This is a genomic window from Xanthobacter sp. ZOL 2024 (genome assembly GCF_052932325.1).
Genome location: NZ_CM128808.1, coordinates 623,637 through 647,219 on the forward strand (window position 1 = coordinate 623,637; position 23,583 = coordinate 647,219).

A 23,583-nucleotide genomic window follows, 5' to 3' on the forward strand; every position below is an offset into this window, starting at 1 on the left:
GCGGCCGCGCGTGACGATTCCTCCGCGCCTATTTCGGGGCGGGCACCTGCTGCGGCAGCGGCGGCTTGCCGGCCGGCGACGCACCCGCCTGGGGCTTGGCCGCGTCGGGCTTGGCGGCACCCGTTTTCGCGTCGGTGGGGACACGGATGCAGACGTAGCGGCGGTAGCCTTCGGCGAAGGCTTCCTTGTTCTTGGCGTCGAGGCGGGCGGGGATGTTCTTCGCAATGGCGGCCTTGCAGGCCTCCTCGGTAGGGTAGCTGGTCTCGCGGTTCACAGCCACTTCCGGCTTCACCAGCGCGCTCAGGACGAGGACGACGACAACCCACATGATGGCGCTCCTTCCAATGGGCGCCCCTCCCCTACCCCGCGATCCAAGCGGGATTGCGACAACGCGCACCCACCCATGCCCCATCCCCCGCAATTTCGGTGGGCCGCCGGGAGCATGGTTCCGCCTCTAGCCCCTCCCCCGTCGCCCGCATCAGCTTCCCCACACCGTCGCCCTCCGGCTTGACCGGAGGGCCCACCGCACCGCTAGGCGCCACTGGCGGAGGCAGACGCGCACCCGCCGGCGCCGCCCGGAAACCGGGCGCGCGAGGCAAGCGCGATGATGTGCGAGGGTGGGAGGCTGGACGAAGACCCGAGACCGGGCTCGTTGGGGCTGCTTCCTTCCGGACCTGACCCGGTTGGCGAGTGGCTCGTCCACCGCCAACCTCCCGAGCGCTATATGGCAGGGGTGCCGGCGCGATGCAAGGGGCGCACGCACAGGATCCCCCGGGCATCACGCGCCGCCGCAAAGGCTTGGCGCGCGCGCTTCAACAGCGCTTCTCCAGGCCGTCGCGGTTTCCGGCGCCGACGGCGGGCCTTGAAACCAGGCGGTGCGGTCCACCACAGGACAGAGGCGCCGCCGAGGGGAGTGGCTCGGCCCCTTGGGGTGCGATAGACATCGGCGGCCGGGCCGCCGCGGCCTCTGGCGGGGCGCGGGTGTCTTCAGGGAGAATGGAACCATGGCGCAGGGCGGGCAGGACAAGCCGAGGTCGGTCCTGGTGATCCTGGGGCGACGACTGGTACTAGGCATGGTGTTTCTTCTGCCCGCGGTGCTGGTGCTCATCGTGCTGGGACACGCCATCAAGCTGGTGGGGGCGCTCGCCAAGCCCGTCTCCCATCTGGTGCCGGTGGAAGATTATGTGGGGGTGAGCGGCGAGAGCCTCATCGGCCTTCTGCTCATTCTCCTCATCGCCTTCGGCGCGGGCTATGCCGCCAGCACGCGCCACGGCCGGCGAGTGACACGCTTCTGGGAGAATTCCCTGCTGGGCGGCGTGCCGCAATACCAGCTGGTGAAGAGCATGGCCGATGGCCTGACCCAGGTGGAAAGCATGGCCGGCGTCACCCCGGCCTTGATCAGCCGCGACGGCGCCTGGCAGCTCGGCTACCAGCTGGAGGAGATTCCCGACGGCTGGGCCGCCGTCTTCATCCCCCGCGCCCCAACCCCCATGTCCGGCGACCTCTTCTATGTCCCGAAAGACCGCGTGGTCCCCCTCAACATCCCCATGGCGCAGGCCATGATGGTGGTGAAGCGCATGGGATTGGGATCAGGGGACGCGCTGCGGAAGGCGGGGCTGGTGTTTCCTGAGGGGTGAACGTGCGATGCGGGGCGCCGGTCCAATTCTGCGCCTCCCATCCCAACCGCCGTCATGCTCCGGCTTGACCGGAGCATCCACCCCCTGGCGAAACGGCCGGCTCCCGGTGCACTGTGGACGCGACCACGGCGGAGCTTGTGCATGGAGCGGCGTTATTTCGTTTATCTCCTCGCCAGCAAGCCCCGCGACACACTCTATGTAGGCGTGACCAATGATCTGACGCGCCGCGTGTTCGAGCACCGGCTCGGCACCGGAACGGGCTTCACCAGCCGCTACCATGTCCACCGCCTCGTCTGGTTCGAGATCCACGACACGGCCCTCGCCGCCATCCAGCGGGAAAAGCGGCTGAAGGCGTGGCTGCGGCAGTGGAAGATCGATCTGGTGGAAAAGAGCAATCCCGAGTGGCGCGACCTCTTCGACGAGATCGCGCTCGGCTGAGGAATAGGCCCTCCGGTCAAGCCGGGGGGCGACGGTGGGGTGGCCGTCAACCAGGGCAACCTTCCGGCACCGGCGCCGAGCGCATTCCCGAAGATGCCCCCTTCAAAAACCACCGTCATGCTCCGGCTTGACCGGAGCATCCATGGCCGCACCCTTTGTCGGCACAAGCCGTGAGGTGGGCCCTCCGGTCAAGCCGGAGGGCGACGGCGCGGAGGAGGGCAGCCGCGGCAATATCCCGATGCCAGCGCAGCCCGTCCGTCGGCGCATAACGCGCTAACCCTCCGCCCAACCACCGTCATGCTCCGGCTTGACCGGAGCATCCATCGGCAGGGGCAGGCGCGTCGGTATGGAAGAGGGTTGTGAAGCGGGACGAAGACCCGAGGCACGGCGCGTTGAGGCTGCTTCCTTCTGGACCTGACCCCGTTGGCGAGTGGCTCGTCCACCGCCAACCTCCCACGCGCGATATGGCAAGGGGAGGGGTGGGATGCAAGGGGGTAAGGCGATCGCCAAATTCGCCCCATCCTTGGAAGAGGGAATCCTACTTCCACTTAGCGAGAAGTTTTCTTACTTGATCCGGCACTCCCCACGAATCGTATATCTGGCTATTTTTCTTTAATGCATCAGAAATAATTGCATTAAAAGAATCATCCCAAACCTCAAGCCTTTCGAGAAGAGCAATTCGCGTCTTAGCGTCCGAAAAACTTCCGCTGTTTGCGAACATATTCACCAAAATGTAGGCGATTTTGTCCTGCAGTTTTTTATGACGTAAAGCATGTTCAAATATTTCCTTCCCGATACTAGATTCTGCCTTTCCCTGCCCGTTGAAGGCCTGAAAGCGACTAACGAATCCATGAGGATCGGCGCCGCATTTGATAGAAAACACCGGAATACCGCGACCGAGCGCGTAGCCAATCTCCTGATCGCACCAAGAGCTATCCTTGAATCCGGGATGAATTAAGGCGATAAGTAAATCGCATGTAGATAGCGCCGCTTCAATTTCAATCTGCCATTCGAGAGTTGGATGTATATCGTTGTGCGCAACAAAACATCCCATTCCCCATCGACTGAGTGCATTTTTCAATTTTGACGCCTGCTCTCGATGGGCAGTCAAGTGCGATATAAAAACCTTTAATTTTCCATCTTCCCAGAAATGACTATTAAAATCCTCGTCCTTTTGTCCGTTTCCTTCCTTTGTTATAATTCCGAAATGTTCAGCAAGTTCAGATAGGTCAGAATCATTTGAATCTTCAATCATTTTGACGACATAAGCATCTTTTCCGCCATTCCATTGATCGCTAGTCGGCAGATAAAATTGCTTCAAAACCAAATCAATCTCAGTCCAAGTTTCGGGCTCGAGTCGTTTTGAAATATCCCTGATAAATTTTATTCTCTGAGATTTTGACAATTTCATCTTGTCGGCCCTCCCGCTTCGTCCGAAAAATTGGAATGGGGAAACGGGGTCACGCCATTCCCTTCGCTTCACCATTATCTAGCTCGAATCGCCGAAATCGTAATATCGACTACCATTCCCGATAACCCCCTTTCCACCGCCCCCCTCAAACCGCTCACCCCCCATCCACCCCGCCGCCGCACCATTCAGCCCAACCCCCTGAAATCCCTCACGCTCCCCCTCTGGCACACGCCTTGCTGAAACGGTTCCAATCCCCCGGCCTCGACGCCGGAGGGGAGGACAAGGTCAGCCAAGGGGGAACGCCTGATGGCCCTCGAGACGTTTTATGAAGTCATGCGGCGGCAGGGGATTACCCGCCGGTCGTTCCTGAAATATTGCTCGCTCACGGCGGCGGCGCTGGGCCTGGGGCCGGAGTTTGCGCCCAAGATCGCTCATGCCATGGAAACCAAGCCGCGCACCCCGGTGCTGTGGCTGCATGGGCTGGAATGCACCTGCTGCTCGGAGAGCTTCATCCGCTCGGCCCATCCGCTGGCCAAGGATGTGGTGCTCTCCATGATCTCCCTCGACTATGACGACACGCTGATGGCCTCCGCCGGCCACCAGGCGGAAGCGATCCTCGATGAGGTGATGACCAAGTATAAGGGCAATTACATCCTCGCGGTGGAAGGCAACCCGCCGCTGAACGAGGATGGCATGTATTGCATCATCGGCGGCAAGCCGTTCGTGGACCAGTTGAAGAAGGTGGCCACCGACGCCAAGGCCATCATCTCCTGGGGCTCGTGCGCCTCTTATGGCTGCGTGCAGGCGGCCCGGCCCAACCCCACCCGCGCCACGCCCGTGCATGAAGTGATCTTCGACAAGCCCATCATCAAGGTGCCGGGCTGCCCGCCCATCGCCGAGGTGATGACCGGCGTCATCACCTATATGCTCACCTTCGACCAGCTCCCCGCCCTTGATCGCCAGGGCCGGCCGCTGATGTTCTATTCCCAGCGGATCCACGACAAATGCTATCGGCGCCCCCATTTCGACGCCGGGCAATATGTGGAGAGCTTCGACGACGAAGGCGCGCGCAAGGGCTATTGCCTCTACAAGGTGGGCTGCAAGGGCCCCACCACCTACAACGCCTGCTCCACCGTGCGCTGGAACGATGGCGTCTCCTTCCCCATCCAGGCCGGCCACGGCTGCATCGGCTGCTCGGAAGACGGCTTCTGGGACAAGGGCTCGTGGTATGCGCGCCTGGCCGACCTGAAGGGCTCCGGCTTCGGCATCGAGAGCAATGCGGACAAGGTGGGCCTCGCGGCCGCCGCCGTGGTGGGCGGGGGCGTGGCGGTGCATGCCGCCATCAGCGCCCTGAAGCGCGCCCAGACCAAGCACGACGCAGGCAATGGCGCCGATAAGGGAGGCGACAAGTGACCATTCAGACGCCGAACGGCTTCACCCTCGACACGTCCGGCAAGCGCATCGTCGTCGATCCCGTCACCCGCATCGAAGGGCATATGCGCTGCGAGGTGAATGTCGATGATCAGAACATCATCCGCAACGCGGTTTCCACCGGCACCATGTGGCGCGGGCTGGAAGTCATCCTGAAAGGCCGCGACCCGCGCGATGCCTGGGCTTTCGTGGAGCGCATCTGCGGCGTGTGCACCGGCTGCCACGCCCTCACCTCCGTGCGGGCGGTGGAAGATGCGCTGAACATCACCATCCCCAACAACGCCTATCTCATCCGCGAGATCATGGCCAAGGTGCTGCAGTGGCACGACCACGTGGTGCACTTCTATCACCTGCACGCCCTCGACTGGGTGAACCCGGTAAACGCGCTGAAAGCCGACCCCAAGGCGACCAGCGTGCTGCAGCAGTCCATCTCGGCCCATTCCAAGTCCTCGCCGGGCTATTTCCGCGATGTGCAGAACCGGCTGAAGAAGTTCGTGGAATCGGGGCAGCTCGGCATCTTCAAGAACGGATACTGGGGCAACCCGGCCTATCTGCTGCCGCCGGAAGCGGATCTGCTGGCCGTCACCCATTATCTCGAGGCGCTCGATTTCCAGAAGGAAATCGTGAAGGTGCACACCATCTTTGGCGGCAAGAATCCGCACCCCAATTATCTGGTGGGTGGCGTGCCGTGCGCCATCAACATGAACGGGGATCTGGCCGCCGGCGCCCCGCTCAACATGGAGCGTTTGAACTTCGTGCAGCTGAAGCTGCAGGAAGCCTTTGAATTTTCCAAGAACGTCTATGTGCCGGATGTCATCGCCATCGCCTCTTTCTACAAGGGCTGGCTCTATGGCGGCGGCCTTTCCGGCCAGAACGTGATGGATTACGGCGACTATGCCGCCATCCAGGGCCAGAAGAAGACCGATCGCCTGCCCGGCGGCGTCATCCTCAACGGCAATTGGGAGGAAATCCATCCCATCGACCCGCGCGATCCCGAGCAGGTGCAGGAGTTCGTGGCCCACTCCTGGTACACCTATGGCGACAAGGACAAGAACAAGGGCCTGCACCCGTGGGACGGCATCACCGACCCGCAATATGTGCTCGGCCCCAATGCCAAGGGCACCCGCACCAATATCGAGGCGGTGGACGAGAACGCCAAATATTCCTGGATCAAGGCGCCGCGCTGGCGGGGCAATGCGGTGGAGGTGGGCCCACTGGCCCGCTACATCCTCGCTTATGCCCATGGCGTGCCGTTCGTGAAGGGGCAGGTGGACGAGGCGCTGGGCGCCTTCAACACCTTGGCCGGCACCCAGCTCACCGCCAAGCAGGCGCTGCCCACCACCATCGGCCGCACGCTGGCCCGGGCGCTGGAGGCGCATTATTGCGCCCATATGATGCTGGACGATTTCAACGCCCTCATCGCCAATATCAAGGCGGGCGATACCGCCACCGCCAATATGGAGAAGTGGGACCCCGCCACCTGGCCCAAGGAGGCCAAGGGGGTGGGCACGGTGGCGGCGCCGCGCGGCGGCCTCGGGCATTGGATCAAGATCAAGGACGGGCGGATCGAGAACTACCAGTGCGTGGTGCCCACCACCTGGAACGGCGGCCCGCGTGATCCCAAGGGCAATATCGGCGCGTTCGAGGCCTCCCTCATGAACACGCCCATGGCGCGCCCGGAAGAGCCGGTGGAGATTCTGCGGACCCTCCACTCCTTCGATCCCTGCCTCGCCTGTTCGACCCATGTGATGTCGGACGACGGCGAGGAGCTGGCCCGCGTCAGCGTGCGCTGAGGAGGTGAGCCATGACCGATGCATCGATCCCCGGCACCGCCCCCCCGGCGGACCGCGCCCCGGCCGCGACCACGGCCGCGGTGAAGGGTGGAAAGTCCCTGACCACCGTCTATGTCTATGAGGCGCCGGTGCGCCTGTGGCACTGGGTGAATGCCCTGTGCATCGTGGTGTTGTGCGTCACCGGCTATTTCATCGGTTCGCCCTTCCCCACTTTGTCGGGGGAGGCGAGCGCCCATTACCTCATGGGCACCATCCGCTTCATCCACTTCTCGGCGGGCTATATCCTCGCCGTGGCCTTCATCGGCCGGGTGGCGTGGGCGTTCGTGGGCAATACATATTCCCGCGAGCTGTTCACCCTGCCGCTCTGGAAGAAGAGCTTCTGGAAAGGCCTGTTCACCGAGATCCAGTGGTATGCCTTCCTGAAGCCCCGGCCACTGAAGTTCGTGGGCCACAATCCCCTGGCGCAGACCTTCCTGTTCCTGGTGATGGTGCTGGGGCTCATCTTCATGATCGTTACCGGCTTTGCCCTCTATTCGGAAGGCACCGGCCTCGGCTCCTGGCAGAACAACCTGTTCGGCTGGGTCATCCCGCTGCTCGGCGGCTCCATGCAGGTGCACACCCTGCATCACCTCGGCATGTGGGTGATCATCCTGTTCATTATCATCCACGTCTATTCGGTGATCCGCGAGGACATCATGAGCCGTCAGTCCATGGTCTCGGCCATCACCAACGGCTACCGCACCTTCCGCGACGACGATCCGGACTGAGGCGTCCGGCCTGCAACCTGAAAGGGCGCGGCCAAGGCCGCGCCCTTTTGCATTGCTGAACCGCGTGAGCGGAGCCGGTCCATGCCCGCTCCGGCAAAAATTGGATTTCAGATTTCCAAATTTGCAGAATATCGGACATTATCCTTCCATTTTAAGCTGCAGCCATGCCGGAAGGTATGCAATGCCGGCAAGACCGATCAAGGCGTTAGCAGGCCCCGGCCCACCCTGGCACGGTCTTTGAATTGGTCCACTTCCATTCAGGCGGCAGCAGACCGCCGTGGGAGGATCAGGCCGAACGGAGGCGTCGCATGGCCGACGAATGTATACCCGCGCGCATTTTGGTGCTCGGCATCGGCAACATCCTGTGGGCCGATGAAGGCTTCGGCGTGCGCGTGCTCGAGGCCCTCGACCGCGACCACGTCTTTCCCGATACCGTCACCCTGCTCGATGGCGGCACCCAGGGCCTTTATCTCCTGCCCTATCTGGAAGAGGCGGACGGCGTCGTCATCGTCGATGCGGTGGATTACGGCCTTCCCCCCGGCACCCTGCACATCCTGGCCGATGAGGCGGTGCCCGCCGTGCTCGCCACCCGCAAGGTGAGCCTGCACCAGACCGGCTTCCAGGAGATCCTCGGCCTTCTGGCGCTGCGCGGCCACACCCCCGGGCACATGGTGCTGGTGGGCGTGCAGCCGGAAATTCTCGACGATTACGGCGGCGGCCTCACCGCCACCGTCGCCGCCCAGGTGGCGCCGGCTGCGGCCAGGGTGCTGGAGGTGCTGGCCACCGATTTCGGCATCACCCCGCAGCCCCGCCCCCGGCGCGATGACGGCTTCATCGCCGCCCCCATCGCCCGCGATTCTTACGAAACCGGCCGGCCCAGCGCCGAGGAGGCCTGCCGCATCGGCGACCCCCGCATTCTCGCCCGCAGCTGAAAGCCTTCCCCCATGTGTCTCGGCCTGCCCATGCGCATCATCGCTTCCGACGGCGCCTTCGCCTCCTGCCTCGCCGAGGACCGCAGCGAGCGGGTGGACCTGTGCCTGGTGCCGGAGGCCCGGGTGGGCGACCACGTGCTGGTGTTCCAGGGCACCGCCCGCCGCTTGCTGGAGGCGGAGGAAGCCCGCCTCATCACCGAGGCGCTGGCGGGCGTCGCCGCCATCATGGCCGGCGAGGCCGATGCCGACCGGATCGACCGCGCCTTCGCCGATCTCGCCGATCGCGAGCCCGAGCTGCCGCCCCACCTCGCCGCCGCCTATGCCGCCGGCCGAAAGGAAGCCTGATGTCGCAGGACGCCCTCCACCCCTTGGTGCGCCGCCTCCTCACCGAGCGCGCCTATGCCTATGTCGAAGCCGCCGAGGATGCCGCCGCCCTCGATGCCCGCGACCATCTTCTGTTGCTGCCCGCCCATGGCAAGGCGCACCTGGAGAGCCCCGACATCGCCGTGGTGCTGCCCGAGCTGGTGAAGGCCCTGGGCGGCGAGGCGCAGATCGGCGGCGCGGTGGCCGGCCCCAAGGCGGAAGCCGCCTTCCGCGAGGCGCTCAACCTCGCCTTGCCGGCCATCGTGGTGCTGCGCGCCGGCGTGCCGTTGGGCGCCATCTCCCGCATGCGGGACTGGGATGAATATCTCGACCGCCTCGGCGCCCTGATGGACGCCCCCTCCACCGCCACCCACTGAGGCTTTCCCCATGGCTTCCAGCCCCTTCGCCACCCAAGCCCCCATGGGCTTTGGCCCCGGCAGCCAGCCCACCGCCGAGGAGGAAGGCCTCGCCTATCTGCCCATGCCCTCGGGCATGCGCATTTTCGAGGCCCACCTGCCGGAGGTGGAGGACAAGGCCCGCTTTGCCCCCGCCCTCGAGGTGGTGGCCGAGATCCTCGATGCCCTGAAGGCCTGGACGCCGGGGGGCAGCCTCACCATCCCGCTCAGCCATCTCGATGCCGACAATCTCGCTTTGGTGGACGAGACCCTGGGCGAGGGCGAAGTGGCGGTGAAGGTGGCCGGCGCCGATGGCCGGGCCATGGAGATCCAGGAAGCCACTTTTGCCGGCGTGTGGCGCCTGCGCGGCGCCGCCGGGGCCGACCGGGTGGAGGTGGGTGCCTTCCCGCGCGGCGCCATCCTGCGCGCCCACGACCCGAACTGGGCCATCGACACCGCCACCCTATCCGAGGGTGGGCCGGGCATCTTCAACGCCCCCACCCTGCTGGTGGAGATCGAGCACCGCACCCGCAGCCTCACGCCCGGGGCGCCGCCCCATGTCATCAACCTCTCCCTGCTGCCGCACACGCCGGAAGACCTCGCCATGCTGGATGCCCGGCTGGGCCAGGGCGCGACGGTGGTGCTCTCCCGCGGCTACGGCAATTGCCGCATCGATGCGGCGGCGCTGAAAGGCGTGTGGCGGGTGCGTTTCTACAATTCCACCGACATGCTCATTCTCGACACCATCGAACTGTGCGAGGTGCCGGAGGTGGCGTGCGCGGCGGCGGAGGACATCGCCGATTCCGCCGAGCGGCTCGCCGACGTGCTCGTGGCCATTTCGTGAGGCGGCCATGAACATCTCCGCCTTCCCCCATGGCCGGTTCGAGGGCTCCTACCTCGGCGATCGTGCCCGCCTCGCCCCCACCGCCCGGCTCGAATGCAAGGTGTGCTGGCACGTCTATGACCCGGCCGAGGGTTGCGACACCTGGCAGGTGCCCCCCGGCACCGCCTTCAATGATCTACCGGACGACTGGCGCTGCCCGGTGTGCGACGGCGCCCGCGACCAGTTCATGGTGCTCGATGGCGGCGTCGCCGGCGCCACCGCCGTGGTCGATGCCCCCTCCCCCGAGGACGCGGCGCTGGACGAAACCCTGCGCACCCTCCCCGGCAGGCTGGAAGCGGTGTTCCAGGAAATCAACGCCTCCCGCATGAAGGGGGTGCCCTTCGTCAACGGGGCGCTCTCGGTGAAGGCGGTGGGTTTCCGCATTCTCGAGGGGCGCGTGGTGGGCGTGCTGGTGACCCCGTGGTTCATGAACATCATCGCGCTGCCGAAGCCCGGCGAGGACTGGACGGGCCTGCCCACCGGCACCCGGGCGCTGATGGATTTTCCCTCCGGCACCTATGAATTCCTCTCCGCCGAACGGCCGGAGACGGGGCCCTACCGGGCCTGCTCGCTGTTCTCTCCCATGTTCGATTTCTCCTCCATGCTGCAGGCGGTGGAGACGGCGGACGCCATCATCCCCGCCTTGCTCGATCCCGCCAATCGCGAGGAGGGCAGCCGCGCCGGTGAGATCCGCCAGCGCGCCGAGGACGCGGCCGCCCGGCAGGCGGAAGAAGAAGCGGCGCAGCGCGCCGCCCTGGCGGCGGCAGAGGCGCCCGCACGCGAGACGCCCTCCGCCCTGTCGCGCCGCGCCCTCATCTTCGGCCCCGGCCTCGCGAGCCAGGATGCGCCCAAGGATGCGGCCAAGGATGCGGCCGGCCAGGAGGCCACGGCGCAGGAGGCCGGGCGCGAGACATCGGAACGCCAGCCCGGCGGGCACCCGGCCGCCGAACACCCGGTGGCGGCGGGTCAGGCCGCTGCGGACCCCATGGCGGCGGGCGGACCGGCGCGGACCGGCGCGACCAGCGACCGGATGGTGTCGGCGGATGACGCCCTTGCGGACGCAGGGACAGCCCGGCCATGACCGCCCCCCGCGCCAGCCTCCAGCGCCTCACCATCACCCGCGCGCCAAAGGGCGACGGCTGGCGGTTCGTGCGCGCCGAGGGGCCGGATCCGGCGCGGGTTCTGGAAGGGCGCGCGGTCGCGGAGGCCGCCCGCCTGGCGCCGCGCATCTTCAATCTGTGCGGCGCGGCCCACGGCTTCGCCGCCGCCCGGGCGCTGGGCCTGCTGGCGGAAGCCGATGCGGACGCCATGATGCGGGAGAGCCGGCGCGACCACGCCCTCGCCATTCTCCACACCTGGCCGAGCCTCTGCGGCGGCGCGCCGGACCGCGCCGCCCTCGCCACCCTCGCCCAGCCCGGTGGGGCAGCGACGGGTGGGGCACCTGCGGGTGGGGGACCTGCGCTAGCCGGTGCGCTTGTGGGCGAACGGCGCGCGACGGAGGATTTCACCGCCCAATCGGTCGCCGCGCTGAACCGCTGGCTGGCGGCGGGCCCCACCGCCACCGCCCGCATCCTCGCCCGCCTGCGCCGGCTCGATCCCGCCTGTGGCCGCGCCGGCCTGCCCGAGCTCGGCCGGGTGGATCTGGAGCGGGCATTGCTTGGCGACCTCCAGCCGCCGCCGCACGCACGCGGCGCAACGCCGCCGGAGCCGGCACCCTTCCCCCTGCGCGAAACCGGCGCCCTCGGCCGGGTGGGCGCCACGCCCCTCTTCGCTGAACTGCTGGCCGCCGAAGGGCCGAGCCTGTTCGTGCGCCTGCTGGCGCGGCTCGCCGATCTTCTCTCGCTGGGCGCGGTCATGCCGGGCATCAGCGATGCGCCCCTCGTGCCCTTCGGCGCGACACGGGCGGACCGGTCCGCCGGCCAGTCGACCCTTAGCCTCGGCCATGCGGAAGCCGCCCGAGGCCTGCTCGGGCATGGGGCGCAGGTGGTGGCGGGCCGGGTGGCGGACTATCGCATCCTCTCCCCCAGCACCTGGAACCTCGCCCCCGGCGGGCTCTTGGAGCAGGCCTTCGCGCGCCTTGCGCCGGGGCCGGACACCGCCTTCGTGGCGGGCTTCCTGATCAGCGCCATCAATCCGTGCGTGCCCGTCACCCTCGATTTGCAAGGAGCCCTCGCCGATGCATGAGATGGCCCTGTGCGAAAGCCTGCGCTCCGCCATGGAAGACGCGGCCCGCACCCAGAATTTCTCCAAGGTCACCCGGGTGCGCCTCGCCGTGGGCCGCTTCGCCGGGGTGGAGGTGGAGGCGCTGCGCTTCGGCTTCGACGTGGTGATGCAGGGTTCGCTCGCCGAAGGCGCCGAACTGGTGGTGCTGGACGAGCCCGGCACCGCCTGGTGCTTCGACTGCGGCGATACGGTGCCCCTGGCGCACCGGCTCGATCCCTGCCCCCGCTGCGGCGGCGAACGGCTGGTGCCCAATGGCGGCACCGAAATGACCATCAAAGACCTGGAGGTGATGTGATGTGCACGGTGTGCGGCTGCGCCGGTGACGGCGCCACCATTTCCGAGGCCCACGGTCACGACCACGGGCATGATCACGCCCATCATCATGACCATGACCATGGTCACGCGCACGCTCATGCACATGACCATGGCGGCGCCGTGCATACCCATGCGGACGGCACCACTCACAGCCATGCCCATTCGCAAGACGCCCACCCGAAAGACGCCCACCCGAAAGACACCGCGCCGCAAGACACCGCGCCACAGGAGCGCGCCGGCACCCTCGATTACGGCCAGGGCCCGGCCCGCGCCCATGCCCCGGGCCTCAGCCAGGCCCGCATGGTGGAGATCGAGACCAATATCCTCGCCAAGAACGACGGCTATGCCGGCACCAACCGCGCCCGGCTTGATGCCGCCGGCATCCTGGCGCTGAATCTCCTCTCCGGCCCCGGCGCCGGCAAGACCACGCTTCTGGTGGAAACCCTCAAAGCCCTGGCCGGCCGGCTGCCCGCCGCCGTCATCGAGGGCGACCAGCAGACCGACAATGACGCCGCCCGCATCCGCGCCGTGGGCGTGCCGGCGGTTCAGATCAACACCGGCAAGGGCTGCCACCTGGACGCCCACATGGTGGGCCACGCCCTCGAAAAGCTGCCCCTTCCGCAAGGCGGCGTGCTGTTCATCGAGAATGTGGGCAACCTCGTGTGCCCCGCCGCCTTCGATCTCGGCGAGAGCGCCCGAATCACCCTCATCTCGGTGGCGGAAGGCGACGACAAACCGCTGAAATATCCCGACATCTTCCAGGGCGCCGAGCTCGTGCTCATCACCAAGGCGGACCTCGCGCCTTATGTGGATGCGGACATGGCGGCGCTGGAGCGCAACATCGCCCGGGTGAACCCCAAGGCGGAGATCCTGCGCGTCTCCGCCCGCGGTGAGGTGGGCCTCGCCCGCTGGCTCGCCTGGCTGGAGCGACGGCGCGCCAGTCGGCTCGAGGCCCTCGCCATCGCCGCCGAGGCCAAGGCCCGCACCCTGCGCGCCGCCGCCGGCCTCCTCGCCGCGCGGGAGGCCCACTCATGACCCGCCGCCCCGCCCTTCTCGTGGTGGATGACGAGCCGCGCTCGGTGGAGGTGATCGCCCGCGTGCTCGACGAGGAATTCGACGTCTTCACCGCCGGCAGCGCCGACGAGGCCCGGCGCATCCTGGAGAACGAGTGGATCCAGGTGATCTTCTGCGACCAGCGCATGCCCGGCACCTCCGGCGTCGCGCTGCTCACCGAGGTGCGCGAGCGCTGGCCGGACATCCTGCGCATCATCGTCACCGGCTATAGCGAGCCCGAGGACATGATCGGCGCCATCAATGCCGCCGGCATCTACCAGTTCATCCCCAAGCCCTGGCATCCCGACCAGTTGCTGCTCGCCGCCCGCAACGCCGCCCATCTGTTCGATCTGCAACGCGAGCACGAGCGGCTGAGCCTCGAAATGAAGCTCACCGCCACCACCGCCGAGGCGCGCCTCGCCGCCCAGCGGGAACGGGTGGCGCAGATCTTCCATTTCGACACGCTGATCCGCGCCCCCGGCAGCCCGCTCTCCGACACCTGTACCCGCGGCGCCAAGGTCGCCACCTTCGACGTGCCGGTGCTGATCCATGGGGAGACCGGCACCGGCAAGGAACTCCTGGCCCGCGCCATCCATTATTCGAGCCTGCGCTCGGACCGCCCCTTCTTCGCCGTGAACTGCGGGGCCATCCCCGACGAGCTGCTGGAATCCGAATTGTTCGGCCACAAGAAAGGCTCGTTCACCGGCGCCCACGTCACCCGCATCGGCCTGCTCGATCAGGCGGATGGCGGCACCATTCTGTTGGACGAGATCGGCGACATCTCCCCCGCCTTCCAGGTGAAGCTGCTGCGCTTTTTGCAGGAAGGCGAGATCCGCCCGGTGGGCTCCAACGAGGCCAAGCGCGTCAATGTGCGGGTGCTCGCCGCCACCCATCGCGACCTCGTCGGCGAGGTGGCCAAGGGCCGCTTCCGCGAGGATCTCTATTACCGCCTCTCCGCCATGGTGCTGACCCTGCCGGCGCTGCGCGAGCGGCGCGCCGACATCCCGGTGCTGGCGCAGAGCATCCTCGATGCCCTCGCCGCCCAGCACGGCAAGCGCGCCAAGGGCTTCAGCGCCGAGGCGCTCGCCTGCATGCAGGCCTATGACTGGCCCGGCAACGTGCGCGAACTGCAGAACGAGATCACCCGCATGCTGGTGCTGGCCGAGCGCGAGACCCTGGGCGCCGACCTGCTCTCGCCCCATCTGGTACGGGCAGCGGCCATCACCACCGCCCGCGCCGAGCCGGAGGTGATCACCTTGGCCGAGTCCGGCCCGCTGAAAGACCGCATCGAGCGCATGGAAGCCTCCATCCTCACCGAAACCCTGGTGCGCTGCCGCTGGAACAAGAGCCGCGCGGCGGAGGAGCTGGGCCTGTCGCGGGTGGGGCTCCGGGCCAAACTCGACCGCTACGGCATCGCCCGCGACCGCACCTTCGCCCAGCCCCATTGAAGACGAACGGAGAACCGCCATGTGTCTCGGCATTCCTGGGCGCATCGTCGCCGTCGCCGATGAGGAGGCCATGCTGTGCGTGGTGGATGTCTCCGGCGTGCGCCGCACTGTGGACGTGGTGTGCGTGGCCGCACCCGGCGCGCCCCTCGCAGATCTCGTGGGGGCCTGGGTGCTGGTGCATGTGGGCTTCGCCATGAGCGTCATCGACGAGGAAGAAGCCGCCGCCACCCTCAAGGTGCTGACCGAGATCGGCGAGGCGGCGGCGGAAATGGAGGCGCTCACCGCCGGCGCTATCGCCCCCCTCGCCTCCCAGCCGGCCGGACAGGAGTGAGCCCATGCGCTTCGTCGATGAATTCCGCGATCCCGCTCTGGCCAGGGCGCTGGTGAAGGAGATCGAGGCCATCTCCGCCCGGCTGGAACGCGGCCGCGACAGGCCGTTCGCCATCATGGAAGTGTGCGGCGGGCACACCCACGCCATCTTCCGCTATGGCCTCGAAGGGCTTTTGCCGGATCTGGTGGAATTCGTGCATGGCCCCGGCTGCCCGGTGTGCGTGCTGCCCATGGGCCGGGTGGATGATTGCGTCGCCATCGCCGAGCGCGAAGAGGTGATCTTCGCCACCTTCGGCGATGCCATGCGGGTGCCGGGCTCGAAGAAGAGCCTGCTGCAGGCCAAGGCCGAGGGCGCCGACGTGCGCATGGTCTATTCGCCCCTCGACGCCCTCACTTTGGCCAAGCGCAACCCGGAGCGCGAGGTGGTGTTCTTCGGCCTTGGCTTCGAGACCACCATGCCCTCCACCGCGCTCACCGTGCTGCGCGCCGCGCGCGAGGGGGTGGAGAACTTCTCTTTGTTCTGCAACCACATCACCATCATCCCCACCCTGCGGGCGCTGCTGGAGCAGGAGGATTTCGGCATCGATGGCTTCATCGGCCCGGGCCATGTCTCCATGGTCATCGGCACCGAGCCGTACCACTTCATCGCCGACGAATTCAGGAAGCCCCTGGTGGTGGCGGGCTTCGAGCCCATCGACCTGTTGCAGTCGCTGCTCATGGTGCTGCGGCAGATCGAGGCGGGGGACGCCCGGATCGAGAACCAATATGCCCGGGTGGTGCCGCCCCATGGCAACCCCGCCGCCCTGAAGGCGGTGACGGAGGCCTATGAGCCGCGCCCCACCTTCGAGTGGCGCGGCCTCGGCTCCATCGCCGGCTCCGGGGTGCGGCTGCGCGAGGCCTTCGCCCGCTTCGATGCCGAACGCCGCTTCGCGGTGCCCGACGTGAAGGTGGCGGACCCCGCCCAATGCCGCTGCGGCGCCGTGCTCACCGGGGCGGAAAAGCCCTGGGCCTGCCCCGAATTCGGCAAAGGCTGCACGCCGGAAACGCCGCTCGGCGCGCTCATGGTGTCGTCGGAAGGATCGTGCGCCGCCTATTACCAATACGGCGGCCTGAGGGGAGAAGCCGCATGAACGCCCCCGCAACGCCCACCCGCCGCCGCGCGCTCACCCAGAGCACCATCACCCTCGCCCATGGGGGCGGCGGCAGCGCCATGCGCGACCTCATCGACGACGTGTTCCTCTCGACCTTCTCGGGCGCCGGCCACCCGGCTCCCGAGGACCAGGCGCGGTTCGATCTCGCCGCCCTCGCCGCCAAGGGCGACCGGCTCGCCTTCACCACCGACAGCTTCGTGGTGGACCCCCTGTTCTTCCCCGGCGGCGACATCGGCACCCTGGCCGTGTGCGGCACGGTGAACGACCTTGCCGTGGGCGGGGCGGTGCCGGTGGCGCTCTCCTGCGCCGTCATCATCGAGGAGGGGCTCAAGGTGGAGGAACTGCGCCGGGTGGTGGCCTCCATGGCCGAGACCGCCCGCGCCGCCGGCGTCGCCATCGCCACCGGCGACACCAAGGTGGTGGCCCGCGGCGCCTGCGACAAGCTGTTCATCACCACCACCGGCATCGGCGTGGTGCGCGCCGGGCTCGATGTGGGCATCACCAAGGCGCGCCCGGGCGATGTGGTGCTGGTGAACGGCCTGCTGGGCGACCACGGTGCCGCCATCCTCAACGCCCGGGGCGATCTGGCGCTGGAGACGGAAATCACCAGCGATTGCGCCCCCCTCCACGACCTCATCGCCACGTTGATCACCGCCACCCCGGGCATCCGCATGATGCGCGATGCCACCCGTGGCGGCGTCGCGGCGGTGGTGAACGAGCTGGCGGAAGCGAGCGCCGTGGGCGTGCGGCTGGACGAGCTCGCCTTGCCCATGCGGCCGGAGGTGCAGGGCTTCTGCGAGATCCTGGGGCTCGACCCGCTCTATCTCGCCAACGAAGGCAAGATCGTCGCGGTGGTGCCAGCGGACGAGGCGGAGGCGGCCCTCGCCGCTTTGCGCGCCCACCCCCTCGGGCGCGATGCGGCAGCCATCGGCACCATCACCAGCGGCCGGCCCGGCCGGGTGACCATGGCGACCCGCTTCGGCGGCGAACGCATCGTCGACATGCTGGTGGGCGACCAATTGCCCCGCATCTGCTGAGGGCCGCCCACGCACCTGCCGCAAGGTCGACCGGTCCCGCAGCGCACAACAAAAACCGCTTGTGAAGCGGCGGCCGGACTGCGTAGCATCCCCCGTCTTCACCCAGGGGCTTGGCTGGGCCAGCCTCTTAGCTCGATCGACATTCAAGCACGACGGGCCATCGTTGGGCGTTCCCTCTCCCGCTTGCGGGGGAGGATGAGGGAGGGGGCCAGGACGGCGTCCTGCATCGCAGAAACTGGCATTTGAAAACTTGGCATTTGAGAACTTGGCATTTGAAACTTTTTTCACTTTCGAGGCACGGCCCTTCGCCTCGCAATTCGGTTCACGTGACTGGCGATTGCCCCCTCCCCGGCCCTCCCCCGCAAGCGGGAGAGGGAGGGGCACCAAGAGGAACACGTTGCTGGTGGGAGGTGAACGGTGGCGGGGGAATGAGCCGCGCTACGTGCCGGCGGGTCTTCGCCGACCCTGCCGTGCTCACGCGGCCCATGCCTGAAGGTGAGGACGCGACGGGCCTGCGATCCCCGCTGATCCCGCGCAGGCCGGATGAAACAGAATGAGGGCCACGGCGTTCAGCCTCTGACATCAGCCCCGCTTTGCAGGAGAACCCTCGTGCTCGACACCCATGCCGAACGCGACCGCATCGAAGACGGCGTGCGCGCCGCTCTGCCACGCTGGGGGCTCGATCCCGATGCGGAGATGCGCCTCATCACCGTGTCCGACAACGCCACCTACAGGGTGCAGGACGGGCGCGACGGCGATGTGGTGCTGCGAGTGCACCGGTCCGGCGCCCGCTGCCGGGCCGAGATCAAGTCGGAACTGGCCTGGATCGAGGCGCTGCGCGCCGATGATGTCATCACCACGCCGCGCCCCATCCCCCTCGCCGAGGGCGGCTTCATCGCCGATGTGGCGGGGGTGGGCGCCAGCCACCATGTGGTGGCCTTCGAGTTCATGCCCGGCCGCGAGCCCTCGCCCGATGAGGATCTGGTGGCGTGGTTCCGCCACCTCGGCACCCTTCACGCCCGGCTGCATGCCCATGCCCGCCGCTGGAAGCGCCCCGAAGGCTTCGCCCGCAAGGTGTGGAATTTCGAGAGCACGCTGGGCGCCAAGCCGTTGTGGGGGGATTTCCGCAACGCCCTCGGTCTCGACGACCAGGGCCGGGTACTGCTGGAGCGCACCGCGCGGATGCTGAAGGACAAGCTGCGACCGCTGGAACAGCCGGACGGCTTCGGCCTGGTGCATGCCGACCTGCGGCTCGCCAATCTGCTGGTGGACGGCGACCGGCTCGCCCTCATCGATTTCGATGACTGCGGCTTCTCCTGGTTCCTCTATGATTTCGCCGCCGCCATCTCCTTCCTGGAGCACGAACCCTATGTGCCGGCCCTGAAGGCCGCCTGGATGGAGGGCTATCGCGCCGAGCGGCCGCTGCCGGGTGATGTCTCCGCCCAGCTCGACGTCTTCGTGATGCTGCGCCGCATCCTGCTCACCGCCTGGGCCGCCTCCCACGGCGAACGCCCCGCCGCCCAGGCCCTCGGCCCCGCCTTCACCGATGGCACGGTGGCCCTCGCCGAAGCCTTCCTCTCCCGCCACGGCTGAGGCGCCCCTCGGGCAGCGCTTCATCACCGGCAAACGCGGGGGCCGTTTCCCGTGGCCTCGCCCCGGCATCCACCGGCCCGCCGTGACAGCGCCGCAACCCTGGGCTAGAGCACTCGCCCGTTCATTGAATCGGGGGCATGCTCCAGCGCTGCGCAGGGGCGCCTTTTGCCCGCGAACCGGTCTCCGCTTCGCGCGACAGGGCGCCTGAGCCTCCAGTTGCTCCGGACCATCCCCCGAAACCCGCGTTAAGGATCCCCCATGGCCGCCACGCCGTCTGCCACCAAGGCTGCTGAAACCGAAGCCATCGCCCGCATCATCGCCGGCGAGATCAGCGCGCGGCCGGCCCAGGTGAGCGCGGCGGTGGGGCTGCTGGACGAAGGCGCCACGGTGCCCTTCATCGCCCGCTACCGAAAGGAAGTCACCGGCGGCCTCGACGACACCCAATTGCGCACCCTGGAAGAGCGCCTGTCCTATCTGCGCGAGCTGGAGGCCCGCCGCGCCACCGTGCTCGCCTCCATCGAGGGCCAGGGCAAGCTCACCGATGACCTGCGCGGCAAGCTCCTCTCCGTCACCACCAAGGCGGAGCTGGAAGACCTCTATCTGCCCTATAAGCCCAAGCGGCGCACCAAGGCGGAAATCGCCCGCGAAAAAGGCCTCGGCCCGCTGGCGGAAACCCTTTTGGCCGATCGCAGAAGCGTGCCGGCGGAGCTGGCCACCCGCTTCCTCAACGATCAGGTGGCGGACGTGAAGGCCGCCCTCGACGGCGCTCGCGACATCCTGGTGGAGACGTTCGCGGAAAATGCCGATCTGGTGGGCCGCCTGCGCACCTATATGAAGAGCCAGGCCGTGCTCAAGGCCAAGGTGGCCGAGGGCAAGGAGGAGGCCGGCGCCAAGTTCCGCGACTATTTCGACCATGCGGAAAAATGGGCCACCGCCCCCAGCCACCGGGTGCTGGCCATGCTGCGCGGCCGCAACGAGGATATGCTGACCCTCGACCTCGTCGTGGACGAGGACGCCACCGCCCCCATCAAGCCGGTGGAGCGGCTGGTGGCCGAGGCTTACGAGATCCCCCTCGCCAATGGCGGCCCCGCCGATGCCTTCCTCCTGGACGTGGCGCGCTGGGCCTGGCGGGTGAAGCTCTCGCTGCACCTCACCATCGACCTCATGGGCGAGCTGAGGGAGAAGGCGGAGGAAGAGGCCATCCACGTCTTCGCCCGCAATCTCAAGGACCTGCTGCTCGCCGCCCCGGCCGGCTCGCGGGCCACCATGGGCCTCGACCCCGGCATCCGCACCGGCGTGAAGGTGGCGGTGGTGGATGGCACCGGCAAGGTGCTCGCCACCTCCACCGTCTATCCGTTCCAGCCCCGCAACGATGTGCAGGGAGCCATGGCGGAGCTGGCCAGCCTCATCCGCCGCCATCGGGTGGAGCTGATCGCCATCGGCAACGGCACGGCGAGCCGCGAGACCGACAAGCTCGCCGCCGATCTCCTCTCCGCTTTGCCGCCGGATGCCGCCGGCAAGAAGCCCATCAAGGTGGTGGTGAGCGAGGCCGGCGCCTCGGTCTATTCCGCCTCCGCCACCGCCGCGGCCGAAATGCCCGATCTCGATGTGTCCCTGCGCGGCGCCGTCTCCATCGCCCGCCGGCTGCAGGACCCGCTGGCGGAGCTGGTGAAGATCGAGCCAAAGTCCATCGGCGTCGGCCAGTATCAGCACGATGTGGATCAGGCCCGCCTCGCCAAGGCCCTGGATGCGGTGGTGGAAGACGCGGTGAACGCCGTGGGCGTCGACCTCAACACCGCCTCCGCCTCGCTGCTCGCCCGGGTGTCGGGGCTCGGCACGTCGCTGGCGGAGGCCATCGTCGCCCACCGCGATACGGTGGGGGCGTTCAAGACCCGCAAGGAACTGCTGAAGGTCTCCCGGCTCGGCCCGCGCACCTTCGAGCTCGCCGCCGGCTTCCTGCGCATTCCCGATGGCACCGAGCCGTTGGACGCCTCGGCGGTGCATCCGGAAGCCTATGAGGTGGCGAAGAAGATCGTTGCCGCCTGCGGCCGCGACGTGCGCGCGCTGATGGGCGATACGGCGGCGCTGAAAGCCCTCGATCCGCGCACCTTCGTGGACGAGCGCTTCGGCCTGCCCACGGTGCGTGACATCCTCTCCGAATTGGAGAAGCCCGGCCGCGATCCGCGCCCCGCCTTCAAGACCGCCACCTTCGCCGAGGGGGTGCACGAGATGAGCGATCTCAAGCCCGGCATGGTGCTGGAAGGCACGGTGACCAATGTGGCCGCGTTCGGCGCCTTCGTCGACATCGGCGTGCACCAGGATGGGCTGGTTCACGTCTCCGCCCTGGCCGACCGGTTCGTGAAGGACCCCCATGAGGTGGTCAAGGCCGGTGATGTGGTGAAGGTGCGGGTGGTGGATGTGGATGTGAAGAGGAAGCGCATCGCCCTCTCCATGCGCAAGGACGATGCCGGCGGCCGGCCCGCAGGCGGCACCCCCGACCGCGCCAACGCCCCGCGCGACGGCAAGCGCGGCCCGCCCCCGCAGGGCAAGCGCGGCAACGACAAGCCAGACCAGGGCGCATTCGGCGCGGCCCTGGCCGAGGCGCTGCGGCGCAAGGGGGGCTGACCTGCAAGGGCGGCTGACCTGCAAGGGGGGTTGACCTGAGAGCCTGTTTGGGAAATCGGCGGACATGCTCTAGCTTGAAGCGAAACAGGCGCCAGCACGGGGAGGGACGGCAGCGGTGAGGAGGCGGCCTTCGCATCTGCGCGCCTTTGCTGCTCTCCTTGCAGCCTATGGCCTCGTGCTGCAGGCGCTGCTGCTGGGCCTGGTGCTCGGCGTCTCGGCGGCGACCGCATCCAGTTCTTCGCCCGGTTGGCTGGTGCTGTGCACCCCCTCGGGCACGACGCCGACCCCGGAAGGCGGCGGGCCGAAGACGGGCGCCCCCACCTGCTGCGTCGCCGGCGCCTGCGGCCTCGCCTTCGGCCTGCCTGGCGGCACCGCCAGCCCCCTCGACATTCCGCTGCGCTTCGCACAAGCCGCGGTTCTGCCGCCGGCGCGCGCGATCATCGCGCCGCAGCGGCGCGGACATCTGCCGCAAGCGCGCGCGCCCCCAGCCCCGACGCACGGCTGAACCTGTCCCTCATCTCGCCCGCAACCCGTCCACTCCGGCACCGCCGGGGCCGCGGCGCGGGCACATGCCATCCCGCGCGGCCCCGTGGCCGCTTCGCGTCACCTCCATTTTCGGACATCATTCCATGACCCATCTTCCCCGTTTCCGCTCCACCAGCCGCCGTTCGGCCCTGCGCACCCTGGCGGGGGCCGCGCTCGTCACCGGCCTCGCGGTGTTCTCCGTCGACGCCGGCATCGCCCATGAGTTCAAAATCGGCAGCATCGAGATCGTCCACCCCTGGGCCCGGGCGACCCCGGCCGGCGCCAAGGTGGGCGGCGGCTATGTGGTGCTGAAAAATGACGGCGCCGCCGATCGCCTGGTCTCCGCCACCGCCGAGGTGGCCGGCCGGGTGGAGATCCACGAAATGGCCATGAAGGACGGCGTCATGACCATGCGCCCCCTGGCCGACGGCCTGCCGGTGCCGGCCCATGGCGAGGTGGCCCTGAAGCCCGGCAGCTACCACATCATGTTCATGGATCTGAAGGCCCCCCTGAAGCAGGGCGAGAGCGTGAAGGGCAGCCTGACCTTCGAGAAGGCCGGCACCGTGGACGTGACCTTCAAGGTGGAAGGCATCGGCGCCAGCGCCCCCGATCACGGCAGCCACAGCGGCCACTGAGGGCCCACTGCAAAGCAAAAGGCCTCCGCGGCGACGCGGAGGCCTCAAGCACGAGCCTGGGCAGAGCTGGCGAACAGCACGAACTGGGACACACTATCGGCGAGCGCAAACGGCGACCGACGATCGCGCGCAGCGGGCACGCGCCCGGCGCGCCGGCCCGTCAGCGACTGGCCTTCACCTTGGCATAGCTGGGCACCAGACGGCGCAGCAGCACGCGGCGACCACGTGGCGGCTCGTCCTCGTCGCTCATCAGCATGACGGCGAAGCCCATCTGCACGCTGCCGAAGGTGATGCCGAGACCGAAGGTGAGCAGCACCACGGCCAGCAGGCCATCGGAGGAGGTGCGCACCAGCGTGCCGAGATTGGCCACGTCGAACGCCACCAGAGCGCCGACGAACACCGCCGCCAGCGATACGCCGATCACCGCGTGACCGACCAGGAACTTGACGAGAGCAGGCATCTGTCCTTCCCCTCTCCGCGGACCCGCGCAGGGCTGACCGTGCCATCTGAACCAATGGCACCGGAACCAACCCCATCCGGACCCGCCGCTGCACGCCGGGCACACGCCGGAGCACCGCTGCGATTAAGCTGTTATATT

At 67.7% G+C, this 23,583-nt stretch carries 24 protein-coding genes and 2 other RNA genes; 21 read left to right on the forward strand and 5 right to left on the reverse strand.

What is annotated here, in order from left to right:
* Positions 1–28: 28 nt before the first annotated feature.
* Entirely contained in the window at positions 29–328 is a 300-nt protein-coding gene (locus ACU4E7_RS03060; RefSeq protein ID WP_238120516.1) for a hypothetical protein, read from the reverse strand.
* A 288-nt stretch (positions 329–616) separates the two neighbouring features.
* Positions 617–715, reverse strand: an RNA gene (ffs, locus tag ACU4E7_RS03065) — signal recognition particle sRNA small type.
* 289 nt (positions 716–1,004) lie between these two features.
* On the opposite strand from ffs (ACU4E7_RS03065), the gene ACU4E7_RS03070 reads away from it, so the two are divergent.
* Positions 1,005–1,637: a hypothetical protein gene (locus ACU4E7_RS03070; protein ID WP_238120515.1), complete on the forward strand. Its 633-nt coding sequence runs from the start codon at positions 1,005–1,007 to the stop codon at positions 1,635–1,637.
* Positions 1,638–1,778: 141 nt separating this feature from the next.
* Complete coding sequence (locus ACU4E7_RS03075) at positions 1,779–2,075, forward strand: GIY-YIG nuclease family protein (protein ID WP_238120514.1); 297 nt, start codon at positions 1,779–1,781, stop codon at positions 2,073–2,075.
* 356 nt (positions 2,076–2,431) lie between these two features.
* Here ACU4E7_RS03075 and ffs (ACU4E7_RS03080) read toward each other — a convergent pair.
* Positions 2,432–2,530: signal recognition particle sRNA small type (ffs, locus tag ACU4E7_RS03080), an RNA gene on the reverse strand.
* Between the two features lie 83 nt (positions 2,531–2,613).
* The gene (locus ACU4E7_RS03085) at positions 2,614–3,486 is read right to left on the reverse strand and encodes a toll/interleukin-1 receptor domain-containing protein (RefSeq protein WP_238120513.1); all 873 of its coding nucleotides are present in this window, start codon (positions 3,484–3,486) and stop codon (positions 2,614–2,616) included.
* Positions 3,487–3,789: 303 nt separating this feature from the next.
* Between ACU4E7_RS03085 and ACU4E7_RS03090 the strand changes: the two genes are divergently transcribed.
* From ACU4E7_RS03090 to ACU4E7_RS03180, 19 genes are all read left to right on the forward strand, one after another.
* Positions 3,790–4,899, forward strand: a complete 1,110-nt coding sequence (locus ACU4E7_RS03090) for a hydrogenase small subunit (RefSeq protein ID WP_447021580.1) — start codon at positions 3,790–3,792, stop codon at positions 4,897–4,899.
* Positions 4,896–6,710 (forward strand): nickel-dependent hydrogenase large subunit, encoded by a 1,815-nt coding sequence (locus ACU4E7_RS03095; protein ID WP_447020608.1) that lies wholly within the window; start codon positions 4,896–4,898, stop codon positions 6,708–6,710. The genes ACU4E7_RS03090 and ACU4E7_RS03095 overlap by 4 nt, the downstream gene beginning before the upstream one ends.
* Before the next feature lie 11 nt (positions 6,711–6,721).
* Positions 6,722–7,477 (forward strand): Ni/Fe-hydrogenase, b-type cytochrome subunit, encoded by a 756-nt coding sequence (gene cybH / locus ACU4E7_RS03100; RefSeq protein WP_447020609.1) that lies wholly within the window; start codon positions 6,722–6,724, stop codon positions 7,475–7,477.
* 308 nt (positions 7,478–7,785) lie between these two features.
* Positions 7,786–8,409 (forward strand): HyaD/HybD family hydrogenase maturation endopeptidase, encoded by a 624-nt coding sequence (locus ACU4E7_RS03105; protein WP_447020610.1) that lies wholly within the window; start codon positions 7,786–7,788, stop codon positions 8,407–8,409.
* Positions 8,410–8,421: 12 nt separating this feature from the next.
* On the forward strand, positions 8,422–8,754 hold the full coding sequence (locus ACU4E7_RS03110) for a HypC/HybG/HupF family hydrogenase formation chaperone (RefSeq protein WP_238120508.1): 333 nt from the start codon (positions 8,422–8,424) through the stop codon (positions 8,752–8,754).
* Positions 8,754–9,149 (forward strand): hydrogenase, encoded by a 396-nt coding sequence (locus tag ACU4E7_RS03115; protein WP_238120507.1) that lies wholly within the window; start codon positions 8,754–8,756, stop codon positions 9,147–9,149. Before ACU4E7_RS03110 ends, ACU4E7_RS03115 begins: the two co-directional genes overlap by 1 nt.
* A 10-nt stretch (positions 9,150–9,159) precedes the next feature.
* Positions 9,160–10,011 carry a hydrogenase expression/formation protein gene (locus ACU4E7_RS03120; RefSeq protein ID WP_447020611.1) on the forward strand — a complete coding sequence of 284 codons (852 nt, stop codon included), beginning with the start codon at positions 9,160–9,162 and terminating at the stop codon, positions 10,009–10,011.
* 7 nt (positions 10,012–10,018) lie between these two features.
* Positions 10,019–11,131: a [NiFe]-hydrogenase assembly chaperone HybE gene (gene hybE, locus ACU4E7_RS03125; protein ID WP_447020612.1), complete on the forward strand. Its 1,113-nt coding sequence runs from the start codon at positions 10,019–10,021 to the stop codon at positions 11,129–11,131.
* Positions 11,128–12,234 carry a nickel-dependent hydrogenase large subunit gene (locus tag ACU4E7_RS03130; protein ID WP_447020613.1) on the forward strand — a complete coding sequence of 369 codons (1,107 nt, stop codon included), beginning with the start codon at positions 11,128–11,130 and terminating at the stop codon, positions 12,232–12,234. Before hybE ends, ACU4E7_RS03130 begins: the two co-directional genes overlap by 4 nt.
* A complete protein-coding gene (hypA, locus tag ACU4E7_RS03135; RefSeq protein WP_447020614.1) occupies positions 12,227–12,568 on the forward strand; it encodes a hydrogenase maturation nickel metallochaperone HypA in 342 nt (113 codons plus the stop codon). Before ACU4E7_RS03130 ends, hypA begins: the two co-directional genes overlap by 8 nt.
* Positions 12,568–13,623 (forward strand): hydrogenase nickel incorporation protein HypB, encoded by a 1,056-nt coding sequence (gene hypB / locus ACU4E7_RS03140; RefSeq protein WP_447020615.1) that lies wholly within the window; start codon positions 12,568–12,570, stop codon positions 13,621–13,623. Before hypA ends, hypB begins: the two co-directional genes overlap by 1 nt.
* Positions 13,620–15,089 (forward strand): sigma-54-dependent transcriptional regulator, encoded by a 1,470-nt coding sequence (locus ACU4E7_RS03145; protein WP_447020616.1) that lies wholly within the window; start codon positions 13,620–13,622, stop codon positions 15,087–15,089. Before hypB ends, ACU4E7_RS03145 begins: the two co-directional genes overlap by 4 nt.
* A 19-nt stretch (positions 15,090–15,108) precedes the next feature.
* Entirely contained in the window at positions 15,109–15,420 is a 312-nt protein-coding gene (locus ACU4E7_RS03150; protein ID WP_238120501.1) for a HypC/HybG/HupF family hydrogenase formation chaperone, read from the forward strand.
* Positions 15,421–15,424: 4 nt separating this feature from the next.
* Positions 15,425–16,549, forward strand: coding sequence for a hydrogenase formation protein HypD (hypD, locus tag ACU4E7_RS03155; protein WP_447020617.1), 1,125 nt, complete (start codon positions 15,425–15,427; stop codon positions 16,547–16,549).
* Complete coding sequence (hypE, locus tag ACU4E7_RS03160) at positions 16,546–17,607, forward strand: hydrogenase expression/formation protein HypE (RefSeq protein WP_447020618.1); 1,062 nt, start codon at positions 16,546–16,548, stop codon at positions 17,605–17,607. The genes hypD and hypE overlap by 4 nt, the downstream gene beginning before the upstream one ends.
* Positions 17,608–18,216: 609 nt before the next feature.
* The gene (locus ACU4E7_RS03165; RefSeq protein WP_447020619.1) at positions 18,217–19,200 is read left to right on the forward strand and encodes a phosphotransferase enzyme family protein; all 984 of its coding nucleotides are present in this window, start codon (positions 18,217–18,219) and stop codon (positions 19,198–19,200) included.
* A gap of 258 nt (positions 19,201–19,458) precedes the next feature.
* Positions 19,459–21,825: a Tex family protein gene (locus tag ACU4E7_RS03170; protein ID WP_447020620.1), complete on the forward strand. Its 2,367-nt coding sequence runs from the start codon at positions 19,459–19,461 to the stop codon at positions 21,823–21,825.
* Between the two features lie 115 nt (positions 21,826–21,940).
* Positions 21,941–22,330: a DUF2946 family protein gene (locus ACU4E7_RS03175; protein ID WP_447020621.1), complete on the forward strand. Its 390-nt coding sequence runs from the start codon at positions 21,941–21,943 to the stop codon at positions 22,328–22,330.
* A 124-nt stretch (positions 22,331–22,454) separates the two neighbouring features.
* Positions 22,455–22,985 carry a copper chaperone PCu(A)C gene (locus ACU4E7_RS03180; RefSeq protein ID WP_447020622.1) on the forward strand — a complete coding sequence of 177 codons (531 nt, stop codon included), beginning with the start codon at positions 22,455–22,457 and terminating at the stop codon, positions 22,983–22,985.
* Positions 22,986–23,145: 160 nt separating this feature from the next.
* Here the strand turns inward: ACU4E7_RS03180 and ACU4E7_RS03185 are convergent, their stop codons facing one another.
* Positions 23,146–23,445: a hypothetical protein gene (locus ACU4E7_RS03185; protein ID WP_238120494.1), complete on the reverse strand. Its 300-nt coding sequence runs from the start codon at positions 23,443–23,445 to the stop codon at positions 23,146–23,148.
* Between the last annotated feature and the right edge of the window lie 138 nt (positions 23,446–23,583).